Genomic DNA, 21,691 nt, shown 5'->3' on the forward strand with positions numbered 1-21,691 from the left:
AATTTACGTTGGAATGGTTAGGCTAAAAATACTTCCCCCTTTTGGATTATCGTTTACTTTTATTTTCCAGTTATGTGTTTTTACAATTTTGTACACATAGTCGAGTCCAAGCCCGAAACCTTTTACGTTGTGCACATTACCGGTAGGAATCCGGTAAAACTTTTTAAAAATCCGCTTCCTGTGTTCGCGCGGAATCCCGATACCGTTGTCGATAAAATTAAGTTCATAACTATTTTGCTTTTGCAGAAGTTCAATCTCAATTACCGGCTTTTTATCGCAGTATTTTGCTGCATTTTCAAGAATGTTCGATACCAGGTTGGCAAAGTGGAAACGATCGGCCAGAATGGTACAGTCGCTGATTTTGGTTTTTATTTCAACTTTTGCATTCTGTCCGGCTTTCGATTCCCGAAAATGATCACTGGCTTCTTGTAAGAACGCGGTGAGATCTACCTTCTCCAGGTTAAGCAGAATCCGGCTTTTCTCAATCGATGCTAAGTTAAGCACTTTTTCAACATTGTTCGATAACCGTATTGTTTGTTCCTGAATGATGTGTGTATAGTTAAACAGGCGGTCGGGCGATTTCAAAATCTTTTTGTCGTTAATTACGTTTGCTGCAAGCGCTATCGACGAAATAGGTGTTTTTAATTCGTGGGTGAGGTTGTTAATAAAGTTTTTCTGAATCTCTGATAATTGCCTTTGGCGGATGATAACCCACAGGGTATATCCAAAGAAAAAGATGACCAGCATTAACAAGGCGGTTAAAAAATACCAGATGGAGAGTTGGTTTAAAAAGTAAGGCGACCGGTCGGGGAAATGAATGCCAAAATAGTTGGTGTATTCCTCATTTAGCGGAAAATCAAAATCCGATGGCTCCTCGTTTTCGTCGATATGCACAAGCGTGCTTTCGTCCATTTGCTCCTGAATGGGGCTGTATATCGAAAATTCATAATCGTAATATATATCGTGCCTTTTTAGCTGGGTGGTAAGGTGTTGTTTTAGCAGTTCTTTGTCAATGGCCACACCAACATTCACTAGGTAGGTGTTGTTCGAAATCACTTCAACCGGTGTAATGCTGTCGAACGTTTCAGTGGTTCCGGTTGCCAGCATAACCTGCCAGGCAACTTCTTTTAACGCCACACTTGCACTTTCCTGAAATTGTGTTTCTGAAAGATTATAGGAACTGCGTATAAAAGCAAACTGCACCAAAAATACGCCAACTATCGACACAGTCGCCAGCATTATAATGTATTTAAGTGCTTTACCTTGCATGGATTTTTATTGAATAGCTAAGCTATATATTTTTTTGTTTGCCGGCTTTAGTTAACAACTCATTAACAAATAATTGAATTCAGTTAACAGCGAAACTAGCCAAGCATCAATACATTTGTTTTATAGATTTCAAGAAAAGACAAATTTAATCAATAAATTATGAAAAGCATTTTACAACTATTAGCAGTTTTTGCACTGGTGATTGCTGTTAATACAGCGATGGGCCAGGGACAAGCAAAAATTGTTTTTGACAAAGAGGCATACGATTTTGGTTCGTTTAAAGAGTCAGATGGTGTGCAAAAAACAACTTTTAAGTTTACAAACAAGGGCGACGCGCCACTGGTGCTGTCAAATGTTCGTGCATCGTGTGGTTGTACAACTCCAAAATGGACGCGTGAACCTGTTGCACCTGGTGGAAGTGGAAGTATCGATGTTAGTTATGATCCTAAAAACCGTCCGGGGTCATTCAACAAATCGGTAACTGTTAGCTCAAATGCCGAGAACCGTACGGTTATTTTAAGAATTAACGGCAAAGTTGAGCCACGCGAAAAAACACTGGCAGAGCAATATCCAAGAAAAATTGGAGATCTTAGGGTAAAATCAAACTACCTATCGTATGCAAAAATTACAAAAGGAGAAAAAGTAACCAAAGAACTGGAATTGGTAAACGATACCGATAAACCGGTTGAAGTAGGTTTCCGTACCGTTCCAAAGCACCTTGAGGCCAAAGTTGAACCGGCAACTATTCCGGCAAACGGAAGGGGTAATTTGATTGTTACCTACGATTCGGATGCTGCCGACACTTATGGATTTGCATCGCACCGAATTTACTTGTCGTTAAACGGAAGTAACGACTACAAAAATTCAGTGGGAGTGAGTGCAACAATCGAAGAAGATTTCTCGCACCTTTCAGCAGAAGAGTTGGCAAAAGCTCCTGTGGCTGATTTCAACGAAACATCATACGATTTTGGCGAAATGAATCAGGGCGACAAAAAGGAACATACTTTTACTTTAACCAATAATGGTAAAACCGATTTGATCATCAGAAGAGTTCGTTCGTCGTGCGGATGTACTGCTGTAGCTCCATCGAAAAGTGTAATCGCAGCCGGCGAAACAGCGCCAATTAAAGTTACTTTCGACTCGCGCGGAAAACGTGGCCGTCAAAGTAAATCGATCACGGTTATTACCAACGATCCAAAAACACCAACTTCAACACTGCGCATTTCAAGCCAGATTGTTGTACCTAATGCAGGCTAAGTTTATTTAAAGTCAATATTTCAGAAGGTGTTGCAGGCGAAACTTGCAGCACCTTCTCTTTTGCTGTACTTTTGAACGATAAATTTTATTCGGATGTCAGAAAAGGATAAACACCATATAGAAAACGACCCACAGTACAAAGGGTTGATAGTTAATGCAGGAGTGGAAAAACCGGATATGGTTAACAACGATTCGGTTCAGCGTTTTTTGAAAAAGAATAGAAAATTACTGTCGGTTGACGAGTATGTTGACGGCATTTTAAAAGGCGATATCACACTGCTTAGTAAAGCTGTAACTTTGGTCGAGAGCTCAAAATCAGCACATCAGCAACTGGCCCAGCAAATTATACAAAAGTGTTTGCCACACAGTGGTAATTCGGTTCGAATTGGAATAACCGGAGTGCCGGGGGTTGGGAAAAGTACCTTTATTGAAGCACTCGGAAAATATCTAACGAACAAAGGCGAAAAACTGGCTGTGTTGGCCATCGATCCGAGCAGTGAACGTACCAAAGGAAGTATTTTGGGCGACAAAACGCGCATGGAAGAATTGGCCAGCGATAGGAATGCTTACATACGTCCCAGTCCATCGGCAGGATCGCTGGGAGGTGTTGCGCGAAAAACCCGCGAAACCATTATTTTATGCGAAGCTGCCGGTTACAACAATATTTTTATTGAAACAGTTGGGGTAGGGCAAAGCGAAACCGCAGTACATTCCATGACCGATTTCTTTTTGTTGCTAATGTTGGCCGGAGCGGGCGACGAACTCCAGGGAATAAAACGTGGAATTATGGAAATGGCCGACCTGATTACCATTAACAAAGCTGATGGCAGCAACATTGAAAAAGCAGAAATGGCAAAAGTACAATACCGAAATGCTATTCATCTTTTTCCGGCCAAAGATTCGGGGTGGGCTGCCAACGTAGTTACCTGTTCGGCCTATAAAAAAACCGGAATTGAGACCATTTGGGAGCAGATTGAAAACTACCGGAAACAAACGGTTGATAACGGATATTTCTACCAAAAACGAAACGAACAAGCCACCTACTGGATGTACGAAACCATCGAAGAGCAATTGAAACGAAACTTTTACGATCATCCCGAGATTAAAACGAAATTGAAAATGCTCGAAAATTATGTACTTACCGATCAGATGAGTTCGTTTGTTGCAGCCACCGAGTTATTGAATACGTATTCAAAATTAAAATAAACGGAGCTGTTAATATCTTAAATAGTTGGCAACGGTAATAAAGCAGGCAAAAAATGGAATTATTCTATCCTTTTGCTTGCTTTGTTTTATGAGATCTTTCATGTAGTTAACACTTTCAAATCCATCTTAAAAGAAGTAAATTTGTTAAAACCTTTCTGTAGGTAAGGTGTTACTTACATAAATCAAATATCAATAAATTTCAAAATACAATGAATTACGATGTAATAGTGATAGGTAGCGGACCAGGAGGATACGTAGCAGCAATTCGTGCGTCGCAGCTCGGATTAAAAGTTGCCGTGGTTGAAAAAGAAAACCTGGGCGGAATTTGTTTAAACTGGGGATGTATTCCTACAAAGTCGTTGCTAAAAAGTGCACAGGCTTTTGAGTATGCTATCCACGCTGCCGATTATGGTGTAGCCATTGAAGGAGAAGTGAAACCCGATTTTGGTGCAATGGTAAAGCGTAGCCGCGATGTTGCCGACGGAATGAGCAAGGGAATTCAGTTCTTGTTTAAGAAAAATAAAGTAGAATCGATTTTTGGCTGGGGAAAATTAGCCGGAAAAAATACCGTTGAAGTTACCGACGACAAAGGCAAAAAATCGTCGTACACCGCTAAACACATTATTCTGGCAACAGGCGCCCGCTCGCGCGAATTGCCAAATCTGCCACAAGACGGTGAAAAGATTATCGGTTACCGCAAAGCGCTTACACTCGATAAGCAGCCTGATAGTATGGTTGTTGTTGGATCAGGTGCTATTGGCAGCGAGTTTGCCTATTTCTACCACACTATCGGAACCAAAGTAACACTGGTTGAGTTTATGCCAACACTGGTGCCTAACGAAGATGCCGATGTTGCCAAACAGCTGGAACGCAATTTCAAAAAATCGAAAATGAAAGTGATGACCGGTTCGTCGGTTGAGAGCGTGGATACTTCGGGCGATAAGTGCAAAGTAACCATTAAAACCAAAAAAGGCGAAGAAGTGGTTGAAGCTGACATTGTTCTTTCGGCAGTTGGTATTGCTCCAAATACTGAAAATATTGGATTGGAAGAAATAGGTGTTGAAACCGATAATGGCCGTGTGAAGGTTGACGAATACTACAAAACCAACGTTGACGGGGTATACGCCATTGGCGATATTGTTGCCGGACCGGCGTTGGCTCACGTTGCTTCGGCCGAAGGTATTACCTGTGTTGAAAAAATTGCAGGATTAAATCCTGAGCCAATAGATTACGGAAATATTCCGGGATGTACGTATACCAGCCCTGAGGTTTCTTCGGTTGGATTAACCGAGGCAAAAGCTAAAGAAGCGGGTTACGAAATTAAAGTGGGTAAATTCCCTTACTCTGCCAGTGGAAAAGCAAGTGCTGCCGGACAAAAAGATGGTTTTGTTAAATTGATTTTCGATGCGAAGTACGGCGAGTTACTTGGTGCACATATGATCGGTGGAAATGTTACCGAAATGATAGCCGAAATGGTAGTTGCCAAGAAGCTTGAGATCACCGGACACGAGTTGATTAAAACCATTCATCCGCACCCAACAATGAGCGAGGCAGTGATGGAAGCCGCAGCTGCTGCTTACGACGAGGTGATACATATTTAAAAAATAGAAAAACTATAAAATAAAGAGCCCGAGGTATTTAACTTCGGGTTTTTTGTACAATAAGTGTCGAATAAATGACGAAATTGTTCCAAAAAACCATAAAAAGCTGAAAATCAATCGTGAAGTTTTTGTATTTCAGAATTAGTTTTAAATTTGCCGCTCAGGCATCAACTACAGTAACCGTAAATTTCTCGGAATACTATTGTTAAATAAAGGGAAAAATTCTTTAATAAAAACTTGAAATAAATGAAAAAACTGACATTGCTAGTGGCATTTTCTATGCTGCTTCAGCTTGCTTTTGCAGGAGGTTTATTAACTAACTACAACCAAAGTGCGCAATACATTCGTATGTTGTCGCGAAATGCAGCTTTAGAAATTGATGCTGTTTTCTATAACCCCGCAGGACTGGTAAAAATGGAAGATGGCTGGTATTTTGCTTTTTACAGCCAAACAATTTTTCAGACCCGCGATATCGATACTCAGTTTCCTACATTAAATTCAGGACATTACGAAGGAGAAACTACAATTCCTGTTTTTCCTGATGTTTATGCTGTTTACAAAAAAAATAACTGGGCCTTTTCATTAGGAATTGGTCCGGTAGGTGGTGGTGGAACAGCCGAGTTTCCATCGGGTATTCCAACACTTGAAGTACCTTTTTCACTGATTCCAGGTCAATTGGCCGCGCTGGGACAGGTCGACCCTGCACTGGCAGTAAACAGTTACGATCTGGAAATGGCTTTGGAGGCTTCTTCAACATTTTGGGGAATTCAGGTAGGGGCATCTTATGCGCCTCATGATAAATTCTCGTTTTATGGAGGTTTGCGTATAGTGCCGTCAACAAACAAGTACGAAGGAGCAATCCGTAATATTCAGCTAAATGGAGTGAATGCGGCTGCCTGGTTAAACGGAGCATCTACACAGGTAAGCACAATGGCAGCAAATTTAAACGCTTTGGCAAATGTGCCGGAAGCATTAGCGCCAATACTTCCTGTTGCAGGTAATTATACATTAGCTCAATTGGTAGGTGCAGGACAAATGGATGCTGTACAGCAGGGACAAATTGAGGCCGGTTTGCAATTAATGGGACTTTCACCGGAACAAATTTCGGCTATGAATCTGAACCAGATAAATGGTGCATATGTACAAGCAGCACCGGCTTTTGCGTCAACCGCACAAACATTAAGTGGTACTGCGCAAACTCTTACCGGAACAGCTTCGCAACTGGGTGATAAAGAAGTAAAAACCAAACAAAAAGGAATGGGTTTTACCCCGATTATTGGTTTTAACATTTCGCCAACCGATGACTGGACATTTGCCGTAAAATACGAGTTTGAAACCAAGTTGACTTTGGAAAACGAAACCGACGTTGACGATATGGGCTTATTTCCTGATGGAGCTGAATCATCGAATGATATTCCCGCAATTTTGGCAGGGGGTGTAGGTTATCGTGGTTTGGGTTGGCTGGAAGCACAACTTTCATTCAATATGTATTTCGATAGAGATGTTAATTACGGTAACAATATTCGTTATTCTACTTTAGGACAGAAGGTACACCGCGATATTAAAGGTAACTACACCGAGCTGGCGCTGGGTTTGCAGTTTAATGTAGCCGATAATTTTGCATTTAGTGTTGGTGGTTTGCGCTCGAAAAATGGTGTAACACCTCAGTACCAAAGCGATTTTAGTTACAGCAACTCATCGCATACCTTGGGCGGCGGAATTATGTGGAACATTACCGATAAACTAACTTTCGACGCCGGTGTTTCTAATACTTTCTACCAGGATGATACCGTAACGTTTACACATCCAGGTATCGGAAGCTATGATGAAACTTATGCAAAAACTACCATTAGTTTGTCGGCAGGTATTTCATACAGCATTTTTTAAACCAAGAACGATATAACGCAAAAGCGGGGAGCATTTTATGTTCCCCGTTTTTTTATGCTATTCTTTATACCCAAATACAAATTTTGAAAAAGCATGGAAAATGATCAATATTCAATAACGAATATCCAATGTAGAACAACGTCAAACGCATCAATCTGTAGCTGATTTCGATATTTTTTGAATAGTGATAATGAAGAATGTAAGAGGTTGGGAAAAGGATGTGTATACAAGGGTCCTTAGTTGGGCAGCTTAGCAAGGAAAGTTATAATCCAGGTCAAGCAAAAAAAAAAGGGCTGGTTTAACAACCAACCCTTTGGAGAACTAACTAAGCAGCAAAATTAGTGGAATACCTAATCTAGCTGAAATATTTTGTTGTACACTTCGTCGCCGATAAGTTTGGCGGTAAGTACAAATTCGGTTTTTCCTTCGGCTTTTAAATCCGACAAGTCGAAACGAAACTCGCGGGTGAACCAGGCTTCGCACAAATCGCCGTTGGCATTGTGCCTGATCTCAAAAGTAGGAACCGTTGAGCTGCTGGCTGTCCATGGATGCATCCGCGCCAAATCAATGGTGTGATCCACACAACCTCCGCTGTAAGATAGTTTAAAATACAGGCAATCGCCATCCATGTAGGCTTCGTGCAAATGCACAGGGTCGCGGGCCAGACTGTCGTAATTCTCAAAATAAAGGTCAACATAAGGCGAGCACGACAATTCTTCGGCGTAGGTAACCTCGCAAGGCACGCCCTGGTCGCAGCTTATATAAACGTTATTAAGTTCGGTGTAAGAAATCAGCACACGTTGTCCCTGCGAAAAAGTAAAATCATCGGGGTAGTACAAGGGCTGAACTTTGCGGCCGTTATCGAGCTCAATGATAAAACCACAATCGCCGGCACCGGCATAATCAATTACGGTACCTTTTGCGTCAAACGACATCAGTTCATCATCCTGGCAACTGGTAAATACAATAAGAAATACAGATAGTATTCCGATTAATCGTTTCATGGCTTTTTAATTTTATGTATAACGCAGGTCGTTTGCGTTTATTTCACTTTATTCTTCACTTTTAGGGTTTTTAACAGTTCCCATAAATAGGATGGCATCCGAGTCTTTTTCGGTAATAGCATATAAAAACGGACGGTTTACATTAAACTGCATATTGTTTGGTCCTACAGAGGTTACAACAACTGCTACAACAGTTACCGCAGCAGCTTCGGTGCCTTTTTCATTTACGTCTATAAAGGTTTTATGTTTTACGTAATCAATTTTAAGACCTCCACCTTTGTTGATTCCTGTAAAATCGGCACCATCACCAAACGCAACTCCCATGCCCATATCGGAGAGTACATCGTTTAACATTATCTCGTATTTGTATTTAAGGCGCGGCAATTTTAAGTCGATATTAACTGTGTCACTAAAACTTTCCATCCAGCTTTTCCAGCTATTAACGCCCAGTTCATTTACGATATCTTCAAGCGAATTTTCTTCGTGCGGAAGAAAAACGAACATATTGTAGTTGCCGGCACCATAAGCCAGTTTTACAGCCCGAAATACATTATTAGAATAGTATGGCAGTGATTCGGTTTTTTTCATGGTAGGTACTTGTACCGTCGAGCCGTTTTGCAGATAAAAAGGCAGTTCTTCGGTGGCGTCTTCGTCAAATTCGGACTGCCATATTCCTTTAAAATAAATGGCATTCAGTAGAAACATAACATGATCGCCGCTGATGTTATCGATTATCTTATCAATTTTATCATGGGTTTTATCAGCCACCCAATCATTAATGGTATTCAGTGCCTGCGACGAACCAAAATCAAGAGCTTCAACTTCAGCCTCGTAATAATTTTGGTTAGTGGCAACAAAGTCTTCTTCAACCGGAAATCCTTCGCGATAATATATTGCATTGGCAATTTCGAGTATAACTTTCGGGTCGAGCGATTTTAATGCAGCCACAAGCGATGCATACGATTCATTAATATCTTCGGGCGTTAATCCGTAAACTTTCAATGTCTCTTCCATGGCTGTTTTGGTTTCGCCGTTGGCTCCGTTGTAGGTCATGGCCAGTGCCAAACTTACGCTTAATGGCGATACCATAATATTATCGGATTCTTCTTCGCCGGCATAAATTTTCTGAAAAAGTTCCAGCCCGAATTCGTTTTCCGCTTCAATTAACTCAACCGATTTTTCATCGAGAGTAATTGTTTTTGGAACTGTTATATCATCCTGATTACACGAACCGGCAATCAAAAGAAACAAAACTAAAAGTATCGGAAATGAAGTTCTCATAATAAAGGTTTAACAAATTTACATTATAGATGTGTTTAGGCAAGTTAAGGTTGCGTAACAAATGTTAAATCAGTGAGACTCTAATTTCAGAATCCGTCAGCAGACGGAGAACTGAAATTATACAGTCGAACTGATCCCGATGCGCAGCCATCGGGAGACCTGGTTTACTCTTCATTGGGTAGTTCATTGCCGTTTTTCTTGCCGACGCGTGTAGAGCGGCATTCTGCTATCTTTTTTATTACTCGACAGCTTTCGGGATAAAAACTGACCGCTAATTTTCATTCCGACGGCCGTCGAGATGAAATTCAATGATTTTTTTTCATGTCGACGTGTGTCGAGCAGCATTCTGATGATTTTTTAATTACTCAACAGCTGTCAGGATAAAAACTGACCGCTGATTTTCATTCCGACAGCCGTCGAGATGAAATTCTATAGTTTATTTTCATTCCGACACGTGTCGGGGAGCATTTTTATGATTTTTTTCGTCCATTCCGCCTAGTGCGAAAATAAATAGCAACAAAATTAATGGCTTGCATAAAGAATTTCCAACTCAACGCAACCTTTTTAACAAAGCACACATCTAACCAGTGATTTTAGCTTGAGAGAACTGACAGTTACAGCAGATGCCAAAAGAAAGATGAAAGCCAATTCGTTTTTATCAGTACTTTTGGGTGTTATTTGCGAAAAATTTTGGAAGACCTGAAAAAAATAATAAACGGTTGTGCTTCGGGAAATAAACGTGCACAGGAACAATTATACCAACTATTTGCACCAAAAATGTTTGGGGTTTGTTTGCGCTATGCCAAAGATAGTACCGAAGCCGAAGATAACCTGCAGGAAGGGTTTATAAAGGTATTTCAGAATATTGGCCGCTTTAGGCACGAAGGTTCTTTGGAAGGGTGGATAAGGAGGATAATGGTAAATGTTTCGTTAGAGAAATTCAGGAAACAGCATGTTATGCATCCGGTAGAGGATGTAAGTATTTACGAGGGGCAAAATGTGTCGGATGATATTCTGGCCGGAATTTCAGCAAAAGAATTAATTGCAGTAATACAGCAGCTACCACCTCGTTACCGGATGGTTTTTAACCTTTTTGTAATTGAAGGAATGAACCACCAGGAAATTAGTGAAGAGATGAAAATTACCGTGGGCACATCAAAATCGAACCTGGCACGCGCCAGAGATATTTTGAAACGCCGGGTAAAAGAACTTTATGGAGATATTGAGAAAACAAGTAATTATACAGCCGGATGAGTAAAAAACTAAATATTGACGATTCGATCCGAGAAAAGCTTGATGGTTTTTCGGCTGCGCCACCGTCGCATGTTTGGGATAGTATTCAGTCGCAACTCGATGGGCAGCGGAAAAAGCGCCGTAGGGTTTATGCCGGCTGGATATCGGCAGCGGCAGTTGTTGTACTGGCCTTTATTGCCGGGTGGTACTTTAGCGGAAAAACTGTTATTGAAGAGCCAACTATGGCTGAGCAACAACCGGCACCCGAAAAAACGCAGGAACCTGCAGTTTTGCCACAAGATAAAGGTATTGAAATAGAAGTTGACCAACTGGCCGGAGCGCAGGATATAAATACAACAGATACGAAAACGAACAAAACAATATCGGAAACCAGAATGCTGGCAGAAGGCGAACGTGCTGTTGATCAAAATGAGTCTGAAACCGAACAGTTTATAGCAACACGTTCAGCTGAAAGCTACAGCTTGTTAGAGCGTATTGAGGCCATATTTGCAGCAAATCAATCCAATGTTTCATTAGTAGAAAAGAGTAATGAAACAAAAATTGAAGAACGTTTTACTGCCGATGAAATGCTGATTGCTGCCAACCTGCGAAACTTAAACGAACAAAAACAGCAGGAGCACGGATGGATTATCGGAGCCCAGGTTTCTCCGGGATATTCGTCGCACTCGGCCAGCCACAACGATTCGTATGCCCAAAATATGACTTACGAAAGCGATAATGGCGGAAGTAATATTGGCGGTGGTATTTCGGTGCAGTACAAAACCGGTAAACGCCTGCGTGTTGAGAGTGGAATTTATTATGCGAAGGACGGCCAAAAAGCCGATAACTCATTTAATCTGTTTGCATCAGACAAAGACATGCTTTATGGGGCAGCACCCGATGCAGCATACGATGGAATGAATACGGGCTTTTCAAATCTGGTGCAAACCGGAAGAAGCGAGGGAGGAATTGCCATGAACAGCACAGCCGGTGTAATTGAAATGAAAAGTACACCACGGGGAGCCAATATTTCGGCAAACCTTGAAAACTCAAACGATGTTACAGCACAACGATTGTACTCTGATGGTGAGTTCTCGCAGGTATTCGAATTTGTGGAAGTTCCGCTGTATTTGCGTTATAGCGTGCTCGACAAAAAAATAGGTGTAGAACTGCTTGGTGGAATAAACGCCGGATTTGTAATTGGCAACAATGCCTATCTCGATAATAGTTACGGTGTGCAAAACATTGGAAGTACTGCCGATATCTCAACGCTTAATTTTTCGGGAACACTTGGGGTTGGAGTTAATTATGCATTGGGGAAACACTTCTCGTTTGCGCTGGAGCCTCGCCTGAATTATTACCTTTCTTCGATAAACTCGAACCCCGATGTTAATTATCGTCCGTACCGGATTGGTTTTTACACCGGAGTTTATTATGAGTTTTAGTACGCGAATCTGAGCGGAAAATGCCTTTTATTCAATGAAAATACTACGAAGGAATTTTGGCGCATCAAAGCGGTACCCGGCATAAAGCTGAAACTGAAAATTCTCGTTTAAAGTAGCAGTTGTTTTTTGTTGTTTGTATTCTTCAAGATTACCCGTTAATTGTATTCCTGTAAAAAACCGGTCGGCATTATACCCCGCAGCAAGCATTGCTTTTGCTCTGAAAACGGCATAATTAGTAATTGTTTTGTAGCGGGTTGTATAAAAGCGGGTTTCAAGGTTGGTGTGAATTATGCCTCCGCCTGTTGCAGCACCTGCCGATACAAAAAAGCTTTTGTTTACCACCCAGGTATAAAAGTAGCCCAATTGAAGGCTAAGCGAAAGGTTATTACTCTTTTGCGAGCTGTTATTTGGTGAAAGTTCCTTTTTGTCATCAATAATATAATACCTGTAAACAAAAGTTGGAACAAGGCTTCCTGCACTTTTTAGCTGTCTTTCGGTTTGTGTTTCGATAGCAGAAAAAGAGAAATTCGGATTCAATTTATAGGCGGTGTAACCCGAAATACGGGTGTAATTTAAATCGGGCAATTTTGTGTAGTTGGCATCCTTGCTTCCGCTTTGCAAAAGGTTCGAGCTGCTGTGAAAATAGAAGCCTTTTATTTTGGTGTATTCCAGGTGTTGTGTCCAGTGTGGCAGATTTACATTTGTTCCTGTCCAGAATATTTTCGATCGGCCTTTTTGCTGCTCATCGTCGTTTCCGGGAATAAATCTGGGGCTGTATCCAATACCAAACAAAAAAGCCCGGTAACTAAAAATCAGGTTGGTTTTTATCGAGGTGTTTGGTTTTATTGTGTACCCCTGGTTTTGCTGGTAAATCTGAAAAAATTCGGTGTTGTTGGTAAACGAAAGTTTTATGGCCAGTTGTTGTTTGTGTTTTTCAATAAAAGCGTTTTTCCCGGTTGCAGTTTTGTTCTCTTCTTTTTGGGCATAACCGTTCAAAAACAGAAAACCGGAAAAGAGAAAAGTGCAGATCAGTTTCATGATTGAAAAATAATCATTTCGCTGATATTTAGGAAACAATCTTCCTGTGAGTACCAGTTCTGGCCGGATACTATCCAAGACACAGTTTTTGTCAATATGATGATTGTCAGGTGTTAATTTCAACGAAATGTGAAATTTTGCGCTGTTAACAGTTAATTAAGACAACTGCTGGGTGACAAGAAAATTTCTTTTATACTTTTGCCAACTATTCAACGCAACCTGGACGATTCATCAAATAACCCAATGGTGTTCGTTACATTAGAAAATAATTAATATACAGAGTTTTTAAAATTTTTGAATGAAAACTGGAATTTATATCACAAACACCGAAAGTAACACAGGAAGATCGCTTGTTACGCTGGGTGTTTTAAAAGTATTACTTTCAAAAGTAACAAAGGTCGGGTATTTCCGGCCAATCATTAACGATTATCCAAAGGGAGTTCACGATAATCACATCGAAACCATGATATCGTATTTTAACCTCGATATGGAGTACAAAGACGCTTATGGTTTTACCATGTCGCAGGTTGTTAAGTACAAAAACATGGGGCAGGAAGCGCGTTTGATCGATCAGATTATCGATCGCTACAAACAGCTAAAAGAGAAGTTTGATGTGGTTGTGGTTGAAGGATCGGATTTCGACAATAAGGGCGTTACTTTTGAGTTGGATCTGAATATTGAGTTTGCCAAAAACCTATCGATTCCTACCATTTTGGTTAGCTCGGCAAAAGATAGAAACATGGGTAGTGCCATTGCCAATATCGACCTGGCTATTAAATCATTTGCTGAAAGAGATGTTGTGGTGCAGTCGGTTGTTATGAACCGTGTTGAACCCGGAAATTGCGATATGATGCGCGAAGAGCTGAGCAAGGTAGTACCTGCCGACACTTCGATTGAGATCATTCCGGAAATTAAAAAACTGGGCAGCCCTACCATAAAAGAAATTAACGACGAATTGGGGGGTACCGTACTGTTTGGCGAAAACCTGTTGTGCAAACAGGCCGACCGCTACGATGTTGGTGCTATGCAGCTGCGCAACTACCTCGACAGGGTAGAGGAGAACAGCCTGATCATTACTCCGGGCGACCGCTCCGATATTATTTTGGCGGCGCTTCAGGCCAATGCTTCGGCAAATTATCCGAGTATTGCCGGTATTGTGGTTACCGGAGGTATTGCTCTCGAGCCACAAATTGTAAGGCTGATTGAAGGTTTACCAAATATTGTTCCTATTATTTTGGTTGACGATGTTACGTTTACTGCAGCCAAAAAAATATCGGATGTAAAACCAAAATTGCACCCTGGCTTACCACGTAAAATCGATTTAAGCATTTCCACTTTTGAAAAATATGTGGACACCGACTTCCTGATCGACAAATTCAGAAGTTTCAAAACCGATGTGGTAACACCGCATATGTTCCAGTATAACCTGGTGGCAAAAGCCAAATCGAAAAAACAACATATTGTTTTACCCGAAGGTACCGATCCTCGTATTTTACAGGCTGCTTCAAGTTTGGTTGATCAGGGGGTGGTTGATATTACTCTTTTGGGAAGACGCGATGAAATTATTACCAAAGCTACCGAAATCGGTGTGAAAATTAATGGTAATATTAAAATCATCGATCCGGTAGAATCGGAGTATTACGAAGATTACTGGAAAACTTACCACGAACTGCGTAAACACAAAAATATACCTGAAGATATGGCACGCGATGCCATGGCCGACGTTTCGTATTTCGGAACAATGATGGTTTACAAAGGGCATGCCGACGGTATGGTTTCAGGTGCCGCACATACTACAGCACACACCATTATTCCGGCACTTCAGTTTGTAAAAACCAAGCCGGGTGTTAAAACGGTATCATCGGTGTTCTTTATGTGTCTCGACGACCATGTTTCAGTAATGGGCGATTGCGCTGTAAACGTAAGTCCAACTGCCGAGCAGCTGGCTGAGATTGCAGTTACCTCGGCCGATTCGGCAATTGCTTTCGGTATCGATCCGAAAGTGGCATTGTTGTCGTATTCGTCGGGTACATCAGGTTCAGGTGTTGAGGTTGATAAAGTTCGCAGTGCTACTGAGATCGCTATTGCTGCACGTCCTGATCTGAAAATTGAAGGACCTATTCAGTACGATGCTGCTGTTGATCCGAGTGTAGGGAAGAGCAAGATGCCCGATTCGCAAGTGGCAGGGCAGGCCAACGTGCTTATTTTCCCCGATTTGAACACCGGAAACAATACATATAAAGCCATCCAGCGCGAAACCGGAGCACTGGCAATTGGCCCAATGTTACAGGGATTGAATAAACCGGTTAACGACCTTAGCCGTGGTTGTACAGTCGACGATATTTTTAATACCGTTGTAATTACAGCTATTCAGGCTCAGGAAGGGTTTTAAAAGTAAATTCATACTTTTTACGATAACAGGTTAACACGTAGCGCTAAGGGTTTGCCTGTTACCAAAAAACTTTAATTGATATAATTTAAAATGAATATTTTAGTAATTAATGCAGGTAGCTCGTCTATTAAGTATCAGTTGATTGATATGAACACCGAGATGCCTTTGTCGAGTGGTATTGTAGAACGGATCGGTCTGGAGATGGGACTGATCAAACACAAAACATTCCTTAACGGTTCGGAAGAAAAGACCGTTGAAGAATTCCCGATTCCCGATCATGGAGTTGGTTTAAAGCGAGTTGCTGAATTGCTTACTGACGAAAAAGTTGGTGTTATCAGCGATCCGTCAGAAATTCAGGCTGTTGGTCACCGTTTGGTACATGGTGGCGAAACTTTTACCAAAACGGTTGAGATTACCGATGAGGTAAAGGCCAAAGTAAAAGAATTGTTCCCATTGGCTCCACTACACAATCCGGCTAACCTGATTGGCGTGGAAGTGGCTGAAAAAGTATTTCCAAATGCAAAACAGGTTGGTGTTTTTGATACTGCTTTTCATCAAAGTATTCCGGAAAAAGCCTATCGATATGCTATTCCTGAGAAATTTTACCGCGAATTGCGTATCCGTAAATATGGTTTCCACGGAACATCGCACAAATTTGTTTCAGAAAAAGCGATTGAGTATTTAGGAAATCCTGATGCAAAAATCATAACCATTCACATTGGTAACGGTGCTTCAATGGCAGCTGTTAAAGCTGGTGCCTGTATCGATACCACCATGGGAATGGGGCCGTTAAGCGGATTGATTATGGGTACCCGCTCGGGCGATATCGACCCTGCAATTATTTTCTACCTGGCGCAACAGAAAGGATTTTCGGTTGAAGAGATTTCAGATCTGCTGAACAAAGAAAGTGGAATGAAAGGCTTAACCGAACTTACCGACATGCGTGATATTGAAAAATGTCAGAGAGAAGGCGACCCGGTTGCCATTTTGGCTTTGGAAATGTATGCCTACCGCATTAAGCAATATATTGGAAGCTATACCGCTGCAATGAATGGGGTTGATGCCATTGTATTTACAGCCGGGGTAGGGGAAAACAAAACTACGGTTCGCGAGATGGTTTGCGAGGATATGGATTACCTTGGCATTACCTGGGACGAAGAAAAAGATAAGAACCGCAAAGGTGATGTTCACGAAATTAACGTGGACGGCGCAAAAGTTAAAGTTCTTATTATTCCTACCAACGAAGAGTTGGAGATTGCAAAACAATCGTTGGCACTTATAAAATAGAGTGTTAAAAGATACTATTGAAAAAGGCGTATCCGGTCACGGATACGCCTTTTTATTTTGTTGTTTCCTACTTCAAAATCAGAAAAGATTGTTGATTATCGATCCCAGATTTTTGGCATTTATAGGTTTCGATATGTAATTATTGCATCCGGCATTAAAGGCCTTTATAATGTCTTGTTCCTGAGCAAAGGCAGTTTGTGCAATAATTTTCACATCCTTATTAAATTTTCGTATCTGTTCAATAGCTTCCAATCCATCCATTAAAGGCATTCTTATATCCATTAATATTAAATCAATATCAGGATTGGCTTTAACCGCATCAACGGCCTCTTTTCCGTTTCCGGCTACAAGGATTTCTTTACTGGTTTTTGGCAGAATCATCTTAAGTAATTCAACCGAAACCGGATCGTCTTCGGCTATTAGCATTTTTAAATTACCCGACACTGATTTGAGCTCAGTTTCCTCACTACCCGCAGAAAAAGTGTCAGCTAATGGTTGGTGATAGGGGAAAGTAACGAAAAAGGTTGTTCCCTTGTTTTCTTCTGACTCAAGACGAATAGAACCTCCCAGCATTTCGGTGTATGATTTTGTGATGGATAGCCCCAAACCCGAACCTTCGTAAACTCGTGAATCTGCAAAATCAGCCTGTACAAACCGATCAAAAATGGCTTGCTGCCGGTCTTTGGGAATGCCAACGCCGGTGTCTTTTACAATAAATTGTATCGAACTGTTTACAAACTGATAGCCAAATGTTATGCCTCCTTTGTTTGTAAATTTGATCGCATTTTTAATCAGATTGGTTAGTATGCTGTTTAGTTTTACTGCATCGGAATTTATTTTGTGCGAAACTGAATCGTTGCTGTTTATAAACTCCAGATAAAGCTTTTTTTGTGCAGTTTCCGGATTAAAGAATAGTCTGATTTCGTTTAAAAAGGAGTTTAGTTCGAAGGTTGACAGATCGACAGAAACCAGCCCCGACTCTATTTTTGAAATATCGATTATGTCGTTAATAGTGGATAACATGCGATCGCCACTTTTTTGTATAATAGAGATAAACTCATGCTGTTGTTCTCCGCTGAGGTTAGGATCTTTTAGTAATTCGGTAAATCCCATAATCCCATTCATTGGCGTTCTTATTTCATGGCTCATATTAGCCAGAAATGCAGATTTAAGCTTGTCACTTTCTTCAGCTTTTTCTTTCGCCAGCCGTAAGTCGGTGAGCATTTGTTTTTGGTGTGTAATATCTTCTTTTATGGCAATAAAGTGTTCAACCTTTTTTTCGTCGTTAACCAGTGGAGTTATAATTACTTTTTCCCAAAACTCTTCTCCGTTTTTCTTTTTGTTATGGAATTCACCGCGCCATACTTTTCCTGCTACAATTGTTTTCCACATGTCGGCATAAAACTCTTTTGTTTGTTTGCCCGATTTTAAAATACGTGGATTTTCAAAAAGAACTTCCTGCAATTTATATCCTGTTTTTTCTTCAAAGAAAGGATTTACATACTCGATATCTCCGTTAATATCGGTAATAACAATGCTAACAGGACTGGCTTCAACGGCTTTCGACAGCATGGCATTTCTGCTTTCTAGGCTTTTTCGCTCTGTAATGTCCAGTGATATTCCTCCGAGTAGCTTTTTGTCGTTACCAATGGTAAATTTATAGTTTAAAAAATCGCGTATCCCTTTTCCATGCACCGGATATTTTATTTCGTATTTATATCGTCCATGCGAAAATGCTTTTTTGTCGTTTTCTACTAAACGATTCGCAACATCGGGGTGCAGAACATCTTTTGTGTTTTTTCCAATCCAATCGTCGGCATTCAGGATTTGTTTCATATAACTGTTTACGTACAGATAATTCAGTTCGTGGTCTTTTATGAACGCAAATCCGGGTAATGATTCCATAAAAGTCGAAAATTTCTGTTCGCTTTCCTGCGCCTGGTTTCGGGCTTTTATTAATTGTTGTTCGGCTATTTTTAGTTTGGTTATATCCTGAAAACTTTCGAGAATGAATTTCCTGCCGTTAATATTTATTGTTTGTATATTTTTTAAAACTGCTGTTACAGAGCCATCCTTACATTTTATAAAAGTGTCAATTCCATTATACGATTCATTGCCGATGAAACATACCGGACAGTCTTCTAAATGATCTTTCTTTACGCATATTACAGCGCATTTTTGTCCTTCCAGTTCTTCTTGTTTGTAGCCTGTAATTTGACAGGTCTGATCGTTTACTCTTACTATATTCCGGTTTTCGTCGATCATTACAAAACCGCTCGGGATGCTTTGCAGAATTTGATCCAGCAAATGTTCCGAATCGGATAATTTTTTTTCGGCTTCTTTACGTAAGCTGGTATCGCGAATCAGCGACATTATCATGCGTTTGTTACCAATTTGGAAGATACTGGACTTTATATCTACCGGAATGGCTGAGCCGTTGGCCTTTTGGTGGATCGTTTCATAGATCTGTTCTGAGGTATTTTCGTACGAGGAGTGTAATGAATGATCTAAGTCTTTAATTGTTTTTGATAGCAGTTCTTCGCGGCTATAACCGTATAATTTGCAGGCGCGGTTATTTACTTCTATTATCGGATGGTTTTCCTTTTCGTAATCCTGAATAATAACAGCATCGTTAATAGCTTTAAAAAGTGTTCGGTATTTCGCTTGTGATTGAAGAACTGAATTGGTGGCATTTTTACGCTCGGTAATATCTGATATAAATCCTTCAAGTACCTCCTCATTATTTTGTATGGCTTTTCGGCCACGTTCCCATACCCATTTTTCTTCTTTGTTCTTACAAATTATTTTGTACTCTATTTCAAAAGCCGAATCGTATTTTATTGCCTCCTGAACTTTATCCCAAACTTCATTGCGGAAACCGGGGTGGATTATATCGTTATAGTCCAACTCCGGATTATTAATAAACTCGTTTGGAGTATAACCGGTTAATGCAATACATCCTTCGCTCATAAACAGCATTTCCCAGTTTTTGCGATTGTAGCAGGTGTAAACCATACCGGGCAAATTGTTTAGCAGGTTATTGAGCCTGTTTTTGGTTTCGTTCAGTTTTTCGTTTAGCAGTTGTCGTTCGGTAATATTTCTTATTCCTGCAATTTTAACTTCTTCGCCGTTGTACTGGATTGTTTTACTTTCTATTTCCATGTAAACGGGTTCTCCCGATTTTTTGTATCCCTTGAGCGTGTACGGACTGTTTTTGCGATTTTTTACCTGTTTTTTTAAACGTTTTACATCTTGCTCGGAATACATGTACTCGAAAATATTGCGGCCCACAATCTCATCTTTTGAATAACCCGATAGTTCAAGAAATGCATCGTTTACATCAACAATATCTCCGTTTTTGTGTATAAGTATTCCTTCAAACGCCGACTCTGCCAAAAAGCGGAATCGTTCTTCACTTTCCTTAAGCTGTTGTAAGGTATTTTGCCTTGTAGTAATGTCGTGTAATAGTACCTGGTAGGCTGGTCTTTCTTCGTATTCAACCTGAATTATGGTTACTTCAACAGGAATTTCTTCGCCATTTTTATGAATTGCCTTTGATTGATATATGTGTTTTACTCTTTCGCCCAGAAGACGTTTGGCGTGTTTATCTTTAATTTTTTTTAGCTCCGACGGGGCGATGAATTTAGTATAAGGAGTGTTTAACAATTCTTTTTTGGTGTAGCCCGATATCTTACACAGCGACTTGTTTACAAACTTAACGACTCCATCCTGCAGTATAAACAGGGCATCGTTCAGTCCTTCAACAAGATTTTTATATTTTTTTTCACTTTTCTCGAGTTCAATTTTTTCCGTCTGCTCTTTGGTAATGTCTTTTATACGGGCAATTCGATAATTCTTTAAATCGTATTGTTGCGTTTCAATGCGGAATATTTTTTCACCCAAGACAAATTTCATGTCTCGAATGTCATCACCCCGGGTAATCTGTTTTAAACCAACAAAAGCACTCTCATGTGTATTTTCGTTCAGGTTATTTGTTACCAAATCGGCAATATTTTTTCCTAAAATATCTTTTTCTGTACAATTAAAGAGTTCGCAAAACCTGTTGTTAATTCCTACAACCGTTAAATCGTGATCGAATGTAATTATTCCATGGGGTGATGTTGCCAGCAGCCAGGCCATATCTTTTTTTTCAGTAATGGCATTTATTGCAAATCCAATGCTGGTTGCAATATCAACATAATTTTCGGCTTCCTTTGGCAGTTGCGTATACGCAAGGGGCACTGAAGCACACAGTATACCCTGTTGTTTATTATCGATTGATATGGGCGCGATATAAGAGCGATTTTCCTGGCCATTATTGTCAACCGGGCAAATATTATCAGGTGAGTCAATTTGTAAGAACTCCTGGTTTTTGATGGCTTTTGTGAGATTGGCGGGAAGTTTACCGTTTAATATTTGTTCTTTTAATTTTTCAAATCCGGCAATGTGGTGCGAGCTTTCAATTTGGTGTAGCTTATTGTTCTGATCAAAAAGCCCAATCCAACAGAACGAATATCCCCTGATTTGGGTGAGTACCTCACATGTTTTTTTTAGAAGCGAATCTATTTCTTTTTCATCAACAATGATTTTGTTAATGGCTTTTAAGGTATCAATAATACGCTGAAAAGTTTCTATTTTCGATTCATCCCGGTTGATCATTCTGGTTCTGTCTTTTAGTTGAAAAGGCGTTCCGTAATATAGCGAAAAAATTGAATGATAACCTTTTACAGGGTAGTATTTAGAACGTATTAATAATCTTTTACCATGAGTTAATACCTTTGAGGAAATAAT

At 40.4% G+C, this 21,691-nt stretch carries 13 protein-coding genes; 8 read left to right on the forward strand and 5 right to left on the reverse strand.

Annotation, left to right across the window (positions count from 1 at the left end; translation table 11 throughout):
* Positions 1–3: 3 nt before the first annotated feature.
* A complete protein-coding gene (locus tag LH29_RS17885; RefSeq protein WP_045032418.1) occupies positions 4–1,269 on the reverse strand; it encodes a sensor histidine kinase in 1,266 nt (421 codons plus the stop codon).
* Between the two features lie 159 nt (positions 1,270–1,428).
* Between LH29_RS17885 and LH29_RS17890 the strand changes: the two genes are divergently transcribed.
* The 4 genes from LH29_RS17890 (at position 1,429) to LH29_RS17905 (ending at position 7,220) form a co-directional block, all read left to right on the forward strand.
* Complete coding sequence (locus LH29_RS17890) at positions 1,429–2,526, forward strand: DUF1573 domain-containing protein (RefSeq protein WP_045032419.1); 1,098 nt, start codon at positions 1,429–1,431, stop codon at positions 2,524–2,526.
* Between the two features lie 93 nt (positions 2,527–2,619).
* Complete coding sequence (gene meaB, locus LH29_RS17895) at positions 2,620–3,732, forward strand: methylmalonyl Co-A mutase-associated GTPase MeaB (protein ID WP_045032420.1); 1,113 nt, start codon at positions 2,620–2,622, stop codon at positions 3,730–3,732.
* 209 nt (positions 3,733–3,941) lie between these two features.
* Entirely contained in the window at positions 3,942–5,333 is a 1,392-nt protein-coding gene (gene lpdA, locus LH29_RS17900; protein ID WP_045032422.1) for a dihydrolipoyl dehydrogenase, read from the forward strand.
* Between the two features lie 246 nt (positions 5,334–5,579).
* Entirely contained in the window at positions 5,580–7,220 is a 1,641-nt protein-coding gene (locus LH29_RS17905) for a hypothetical protein (RefSeq protein ID WP_045032424.1), read from the forward strand.
* A 350-nt stretch (positions 7,221–7,570) separates the two neighbouring features.
* Here LH29_RS17905 and LH29_RS17910 read toward each other — a convergent pair whose 3' ends face one another.
* Positions 7,571–8,224, reverse strand: a complete 654-nt coding sequence (locus LH29_RS17910) for a NigD1/NigD2 family lipoprotein (protein WP_082063824.1) — start codon at positions 8,222–8,224, stop codon at positions 7,571–7,573.
* Between the two features lie 48 nt (positions 8,225–8,272).
* A complete protein-coding gene (locus tag LH29_RS17915) occupies positions 8,273–9,505 on the reverse strand; it encodes a serpin family protein (RefSeq protein WP_052671065.1) in 1,233 nt (410 codons plus the stop codon).
* A gap of 690 nt (positions 9,506–10,195) precedes the next feature.
* On the opposite strand from LH29_RS17915, the gene LH29_RS17920 reads away from it, so the two are divergent.
* Together LH29_RS17920 and LH29_RS17925 are read left to right on the forward strand one after the other, a co-directional pair.
* Positions 10,196–10,759, forward strand: coding sequence for an RNA polymerase sigma factor (locus LH29_RS17920; RefSeq protein ID WP_045032793.1), 564 nt, complete (start codon positions 10,196–10,198; stop codon positions 10,757–10,759).
* Complete coding sequence (locus LH29_RS17925) at positions 10,756–12,183, forward strand: outer membrane beta-barrel protein (protein WP_045032427.1); 1,428 nt, start codon at positions 10,756–10,758, stop codon at positions 12,181–12,183. Before LH29_RS17920 ends, LH29_RS17925 begins: the two co-directional genes overlap by 4 nt.
* 27 nt (positions 12,184–12,210) lie before the next feature.
* On the opposite strand, the gene LH29_RS17930 is transcribed toward LH29_RS17925, so the two are convergent.
* Entirely contained in the window at positions 12,211–13,221 is a 1,011-nt protein-coding gene (locus LH29_RS17930; RefSeq protein ID WP_045032429.1) for a DUF4421 family protein, read from the reverse strand.
* A gap of 298 nt (positions 13,222–13,519) precedes the next feature.
* On the opposite strand from LH29_RS17930, the gene pta reads away from it, so the two are divergent.
* A complete protein-coding gene (pta, locus tag LH29_RS17935) occupies positions 13,520–15,613 on the forward strand; it encodes a phosphate acetyltransferase (protein WP_045032431.1) in 2,094 nt (697 codons plus the stop codon).
* A gap of 90 nt (positions 15,614–15,703) precedes the next feature.
* Positions 15,704–16,900 (forward strand): acetate/propionate family kinase, encoded by a 1,197-nt coding sequence (locus LH29_RS17940; RefSeq protein WP_045032433.1) that lies wholly within the window; start codon positions 15,704–15,706, stop codon positions 16,898–16,900.
* A gap of 78 nt (positions 16,901–16,978) precedes the next feature.
* Here the strand turns inward: LH29_RS17940 and LH29_RS24020 are convergent, their stop codons facing one another.
* A complete protein-coding gene (locus LH29_RS24020) occupies positions 16,979–21,559 on the reverse strand; it encodes a PAS domain S-box protein (protein ID WP_052671067.1) in 4,581 nt (1,526 codons plus the stop codon).
* Between the last annotated feature and the right edge of the window lie 132 nt (positions 21,560–21,691).

Origin of the sequence: Draconibacterium sediminis (genome assembly GCF_000949475.1) — a bacterium.
Classification (GTDB): Bacteria; Bacteroidota; Bacteroidia; order Bacteroidales; family Prolixibacteraceae; genus Draconibacterium; species Draconibacterium sediminis.